At 66.8% G+C, this 6,796-nt stretch carries 1 protein-coding gene; it reads left to right on the plus strand.

Translation table 11 applies throughout. The features are described from left to right. On the plus strand, positions 1–6,796 hold a 6,796-nt coding region (locus tag ACFWPJ_RS20755), incomplete at both ends, for an SDR family NAD(P)-dependent oxidoreductase (protein WP_378853680.1).

Below are 6,796 nucleotides of genomic sequence, written 5' to 3' on the forward strand. Positions count from 1 at the left end.
CAATATCCGCCAGACCCCGGCGGCGGCGGGCGTGTGGGGTGTACACAAAGGGTACCTGGCCCGGCGGCACGGGATCGTGCCGAAGACCCTGCACGTGGATGCACCGTCCACACATGTGGATTGGGATGCCGGACAGGTCACGCTGACGACCGCAGCGGTGCCGTGGCCGCAGACCGGTCACGCACGGCGCGCCGGCGTATCCGCGTTCGGAATCAGCGGCACGAACGCGCACGTGATCATCGAGCAGGCCCCGGCACCGGTCCGGTCCGCACCGAAGTCGAAGCCTGACAAGGAAGACTCGGCAGACGACCCGATGTTTCCGTGGGTGCTGTCGGCGCGCTCGGAGCCGGCGTTGCGGGAGATGGCCGCCCGGCTGTTGACCAGTGTCGAAGCCGATCCGCAGCTGGATCCCTCGGATGTGGGTTGGTCGTTGGTGTCCGGGCGGGCCCGGTTCGGACATCGGGTCGTTGTAGCGGGCCCGGACCGCGACACCCTGCTTGCCAGCCTGTCGGCATTCGCGTCCGGACAACCGCACCCGGCGTCGACCTCCGGCAGTGCTCGGCCGGGCAGAACCGCGTGGATATTCCCGGGTCAAGGTGCGCAGTGGATCGGCATGGGCCGTGAACTCGCTCGACGATTCCCCGTGTTCGCGACTGCCTTCGATGAGGTATGCGCTCTGTTGGAAGCCGAACTGGGTTCGTCTGTGCGCGAAGTGATCTGGGCAGGCGGCGAGGACGCGCCCAGCGATCGGCAGCATGCTGTGAATTCGACGTTGTTCGCGCAGACCGGTTTGTTCGCCGTCGGGGTGGCCACCGCGCGGTTGCTCGAATGGTTCGGCCTCACTCCGGATGTGGTGGCAGGTCATTCCGTCGGTGAGATCGTGGCCGCACACGTGGCCGGGGTGCTGTCGTTACAAGATGCGGTCGTACTGGTCGCCGCGCGAGCACGGTTGATGCAGGCCCTGCCGCCCGGGGGAGCGATGGCCGCCCTCACCGCATCGGAATCGGAAGTGACCGAGTCGATTTCATCGCTGTCGGTAACCTCGGTGGGTATCGCCGCGGTCAACGGTGCACGCTCGGTCGTCGTTTCCGGTGCACGGGCTGAGATCGAGGCCGTCGTGGCGCAGCTGGGAGACGCTGCGCGAGCGCGGTGGCTGCGGGTATCTCACGCGTTCCATTCGCCGCTGATGGAACCGATGCTGGCCGACTTCACCCAGCACCTGGCCAGGATCCGGTGGCGGCAACCGTTGATTCCAGTGGTATCGAATCTGACTGGTGCGCTGGCAGATTCGTCAATGCTGTCGGCAGGGTACTGGGTCTCGCATGTCCGGGAGTCCGTGCGCTTCGCCGACGGCGTGCAGGCACTGCACGAGTGGGGTGCGTCGCGGTTCGTCGTGGTCGGTCCCGATGGTGGGCTGACCGGCTTGATCACCGACCTGCTCGATAGCCGCCCGACGAGCGATGCGGAGCCGGATACGCGCGTGGCGGCGGTATTGGGACGCAATCGCGGCGAGTCGGCGAGCCTGCTGGCAGCCCTCGCGTCAGTAGAGGTCTGTTCCGCCGGTGCTGTCGTGAGATGGGAGCGACTGTGGGACAACAGCGCTCGACGCCGGGTGGACCTGCCGTCGTACGCGTTCCAGCGCCGCCATTACTGGTTGGAACCGGATGCCGGCGGCGACGCGGGCGTGCTGGGTTTGCAGGCGTCGTCACATCCGCTGATCGGTGCGGTGGTCTCCGCTCCCGAGACGGGTGGTGTGATCGTGTCCTGCCGATTGTCTGCGGGTACACACCGGTGGTTGGCCGATCACACGGTTTCGGGCGGTGTGTTGCTGCCGGGCACCGGATTCGTTGAGCTGGTGATGCGAGCCGGTGACGAGGTCGGTTGTGACCTCCTGGAAGATCTGACCTTGATCGCGCCGCTGGGATTGCCGGACACCGCCGGAGTACAAGTTCGAGTGGTCATCGGTGCCGCGGCGGAGGGCGACAGGCGGCCGGCATCGGTGTATTCGCGACCGGAATCCGCAGGCTCGGACCAGGATTCGCCCTGGATTCTGCACGCGGAAGGTACTGTCGCGCCGGGTACGTCCGAGGATGCCGAGAATGCGACCGCACCCGCACCGTGGCCTCCCGTCGGTGCTGTGGCGGTGAATCTCGAGGGCATCTACGACCGTTTGGATGACGCAGGTTACGGCTATGGGCCCGCGTTCCATGGTCTGAAATCGGTCTGGCGTCTCGACCGGGATTTGTTCGTCGAAGCGGAACTGCCCGAATCGGGCGGCGAGCACTCGCACTTCGGTATCCATCCAGCGCTCTTGGACGCGGTGCTGCAAGCGATCCCCGCGACCTCGCTGGACGAGGAATGCCACGACAGGCCGCGGATCCCCTTCACATGGCAACATGTCGAACTCCACTCCGTCGGTGCTACTGCCCTGCGGGCACACATCGCGCATGCCGACGGCACGGACGGAGTCTGTGTTCGTGCCGCCGACGCCACCGGACAACCGGTACTGACGGTCCGCAACCTGGTATCGCGACCGATCGTCTCCCGCGACGCACCGGCCCTCGGCGAACAGCTGCTGGGTTTGCGCTGGACGCCGCAGCCGACCTCGAGCGCCCAGGATGCGGTTCAGAGCACGTCATTCCGCACGGCGACCGCGTTCGTGGACTGGGCCGAACGAGCCGAGGACTTGCCGGGCGTGGTCGTCTTGGACCTGCGTGACGACAGAGCCGACGAGGGCGTGGTGCAACGCGCACATCGTCTCTCGCATGAGGTCTTGGCCGTGGTTCAGACGTGGTCGCGAGATGAGCGTCTCGCGGACGTGCGATTGCTGGTGCTGACCTCGGGCGCGGTGGCAGTGGCCGATGAGCCGGTGATCGATGTCGCCGCTGCAGCGGTGTGGGGCCTGGTGCGGTCAGCACAGTCGGAAGATCCGGGCGGAATCCTGTTGGCCGACATCGACATCGTTGATGCGACGGGATCGCAGCAGCTGGAGGACCTGATCGGCAGCGTCCTCGCAGCGGATGAGCCGCAGCTGGCGGTGCGTGCGGATGTCGTTCATACGGCTTGTCTGACGCGCTTGCCCGCGGTGCCCGGCGCTGAGGGCGAGGCCGAAACGCGATTGGCGGCAGGGACGGTCGTGATCACCGGTGGGACAGGTGGTCTGGGCGCCGTGGCGGCGCGGCATCTGGTCTCGACGCACGGCGTGCGGTCACTGGTATTGGCATCCAGGCGGGGTGAATCCGCGCCCGGAGCAGCGGATTTGGTTGCGGAGTTGACCGGGCTGGGTGCGCGGGTCACGGTGGTGGCCTGTGACGTGGCCTCTCGCGCAGAGATCCAGGCCCTGCTCGATGCCGTACCCGGCGACGCGCCGCTCGTTGGTGTGGTGCACACCGCAGGTGTTCTCGACGACGGCGTGGTCTCGGCCTTGACCCCCGAACGCCTGGATACCGTGCTGGCGGCCAAGGCCGATGCCGCATGGTGGCTACACGAAGCCACCAAAGACCTCGACCTCGCACTGTTCGTCCTCTACTCCTCCGCCGCCGGCATATTCGGCGGTGCCGGACAAGGCAACTACGCAGCCGCCAACACCTTCCTCGACGCCCTGGCCGAGTATCGACGTGCGCAGGGCCTCGCCGCGGTATCGATCGCGTGGGGGCTGTGGGATACCGGTGTGGGCATGGGTGCGCGCCTGCGAGGGGAGGACACGAGCCGACTTGAGCGAGACGGCATGCAGAGCCTGACTTTGGAACAAGGCCTGGCATGGTTCGATGCCGCGCTGATTCAACCGCGGGCGACGGTGACCGCGGCGCGGGTGGATCTGGCGGCGCTGCGTCGTGCGGCCGCGATTCCGTCGATCCTGCGTGGTCTGGTCCGGCCGACCCGACGCGTCTCCGGGACTACCACCACCGCGCTGCAGCGCCAGATCGTCGATGTGTCCGAGGCCGACGCACTGCGTGCGGTGCTGGCGGTGGTACGGGCCGAAGTGGCGATGGTACTTGGCTTCGACAGTGGTTCGGAAGTGGAGCTGGAGCGAAACTTCCGCGAGCTGGGTTTCGACTCGCTGACCGCGGTCGAGATGCGAAATCGGCTGCGTGCGGTTACCGGTGTCCGGTTGCCGGCGACCCTGGCTTTCGATTACCCGACCACGCAGGCGGTGGCGCGGTTCGTGATGGACGAGCTACGCGGCGATGACTCTCCTGCCGAGCGCAGGGCGGCGGTCGACGCGCCGCTGGCCGAGTCGTCGGATCCGGTGGTCATCGTCGGGATGTCCTGTCGGCTGCCCGGCGGGGTGGCCTCGCCGGAAGGCTTGTGGCAGTTGCTGATCGAGGAACGCGATGCCGTCTCGACGTTCCCGACCGATCGTGGCTGGAATGTCGAGGCCCTGTTCGATCCCGAGCCGGGCGTGCCCGGCAAATCCTATGTGCGCGAGGGCGGATTCCTGCACGAGGCCGGATGGTTCGACGCCGGCTTCTTCGGAATCTCACCGCGCGAGGCCCTCACGATGGACCCCCAACAGCGGGTGCTGTTGGAAACCGCATGGGAGGCACTGGAACATGCCGGTATCGACCCGACCTCCTTGCGCGGCAGCGATACCGGTGTGTTCACCGGGGTGATGCATCACGACTACCCGGGCAACAGTAGCGCGGGAGCAATCGTGTCAGGCCGGGTATCCTACGTGCTCGGACTCGAAGGCCCCGCAGTGTCGGTCGACACGGCATGCTCCTCCTCGCTGGTCGCATTGCATCAAGCTGTGCAAGCCCTGCGATCAGGCGAATGCTCCCTGGCCCTCGCGGGCGGCGTAACCGTCATGGCAACGCCGGAGATCTTCGTCGAGTTCTCTCAACAGCGTGCACTGGCGGCCGATGGCCGCTGTAAATCCTTCTCCGACGCCGCCGACGGCACCGGGTGGGGTGAAGGCGCGGGTGTGCTGGTGCTGGAACGACTCTCGGATGCACGCCGTCTCGGCCACGAGGTACTCGCGGTGATCCGCAGCTCGGCGATCAATCAGGACGGCGCGTCCAATGGCCTGACAGCTCCGAATGGCCCCGCTCAACAACGAATGATCCAGCGTGCACTGGCCAACGCGAACCTCTCGCCCGCCGACGTCGATGTCGTGGAGGCGCACGGCACCGGTACTAGGTTGGGTGATCCGATCGAAGCCCAGGCGATCCTGGCCACCTATGGTCAAGATCGTGCCGCCGCTGATCCGGTGTGGCTGGGATCGTTGAAGTCGAATATCGGCCACACCCAGGCTGCCGCGGGTGTGGCGGGTGTGATGAAGATGGTGCTGGCGATGCGGCACGGAATCGTGCCGAGAACCTTGCACGTGGACACACCCTCCTCGCACGTGGATTGGGACGCCGGACAGGTGGCCCTGGTGTCGCAGGCGGTGGCATGGCCGCAGACCGGCCGCCCGCGCCGGGCAGGAGTGTCCTCGTTCGGCATCAGCGGCACCAACGCCCACGTCATTATCGAACAGGCACCCGGTACCACCAGTTCTGCCACCGAATCGATTGTTGTAGAGGATAATTCGCCTTGCGTTGCCGGCTCCGGCGCTGTCGGCGACGTGGTGCCGTGGGTATTGTCCGCGCGGACAGAGCCGGCGCTGCGGGAGACGGCGGCCCGGCTGGTGGCCCACATGGAGGCGAATCCGGACCTCGATCCCGCCGACGTGGCATGGTCGCTGGTCTCGGGCCGTGCCCGGTTCGAGCATCGTGCAATTATCTCCGGCGCCGACCGCGCCCAGTTGACCACTGGCGCAGCGGCGTTGGCTTCGAGTCGGCCGCATTCGGGCGTGGTGTCGGGAACGGTCGGGTCGGGCAAGACCGTGTGGATATTCCCGGGCCAAGGTGCGCAGTGGATCGGCATGGGTCGTGAACTCGCGCAGCGGTACCCGGTATTCGCGAACAAACTGCGCGAATGCGACGCGGTGTTCTCCCGGTGGGTGTCGTGGTCGGTGGCGGAGATCCTCGCCGACGAAGACGACTGGTGGCTGCAGCGTGTGGACGTGGTCCAGCCGGTGTTGTTCGCGGTGATGGTGTCGCTGGCCGAGCTGTGGCAGTGGTTCGGGCTGCGGCCGGACGCGGTCGTCGGGCATTCGCAGGGTGAGATCGCCGCGGCGCATGTGGCGGGGGCATTGTCGCTCGCGGATGCGGCACAGGTGGTGGTCGCGCGGTCGGCGGTCCTGCGTGGGCTGGCAGGACAGGGGACGATGGCATCGGTGGCCTCGTCGGCCGACGCGGTGACCGAACGTTTGACGAATTCCGATTTCTCCGTGGATATTTCGATCGCCGCGGTGAACGGACCGGAATCGGTCGTCGTGTCCGGCCCGACAGCCGACGTGCAACGATTCGTGGCCGCGTGTGCGGCCGATGGGATCCGGACACGAGAAGTCGCGGTCGACTACGCCTCACACTCCCCGCAGGTCGATGCCGTTTCCCCGCAGCTGCTGGCAGAGCTGTCGACGGTGCGGGCGAATCAGCACTCCGAGGTACAGTTTTGGTCGACGGTGACCGGGCAACCGGTGGATCCGGAACAGCTGAACGCCCACTATTGGGTGCGGAACCTGCGCGAGCCGGTTCTGTTCGAGCTGGTAGTACGGGAGCTGCTCGGCACGGGCTTCTCGGTGTTCGTGGAGGTGAGTTCGCATCCGCTGCTGCTGATGGGGGTGGAGTCGACCGCCGAGTCGGCAGGGATCCCGATGTCTGTGGTGGCGACCTTGCGGCGCGAGGAGAACTCGGTCGCCCGCTTCACGCGATCACTGGCCGAAATGGCAGTCACGGGCGCACACGTAGAG

The sequence above is a fragment of the Nocardia sp. NPDC058497 genome (assembly GCF_042720195.1).
GTDB lineage: Bacteria > Actinomycetota > Actinomycetes > Mycobacteriales > Mycobacteriaceae > Nocardia.